At 77.5% G+C, this 511-nt stretch carries 1 pseudogene; it reads left to right on the top strand.

Annotated elements, in window-relative coordinates:
* Positions 1 to 469, top strand: a pseudogene (locus AC2W7G_RS18415) (hypothetical protein); the annotation flags it as partial.
* Between the last annotated feature and the right edge of the window lie 42 nt (positions 470 to 511).

The raw sequence follows: 511 nt of genomic DNA, 5'->3' as shown, positions 1-511 counted from the left end.
GGCTGTCCCGGAGCGCTGGCGCTGGACGGGCGGCGCCGTCCTGGTGCTGGCCACGCTGGTGACCCTCGGGCACGGGCTGCTCGCCGGCTCCGACGACGGCCGGGAGGCACGGGCGGTCGGCACGGCGATCGGCCGCGCGAGCGAGGCGGGCGACACCGCCGTCGTCACCTACGGCCAGCCCAACGTCCTGCTGCACGCCGGCCTGGAGAGCCCCTACCCGTACCTGTGGAGCCTGCCGGTGCGCGCGCTCGACCCCGGGCTGGACGAGCTGGCGGCGACCCTGGACGGTCCCGACGCCCCGACCTGGCTGGTCGACTGGAGCGGCTTCGACGACTGGGGTGTCGACGGCGACCGGCTCGTGGACGTCGTGGAGCGCCGCTACCGCCCGGTCGGGCGGGTCTGCGGACGCGACGTGTGGCTCGACCGGCGCGTCGAGCGTCCGCGCCCGGAGCCGGGAGCGTGCCGATGACCACCGGCGACCCGGTCGAGCGGGACCTGCCGCCACGCGGCC

It is taken from the genome of Aeromicrobium sp. PFPM2_SD2 (assembly GCF_057364525.1).
This window is presented reverse-complemented; position numbering and strand designations above follow the sequence as displayed.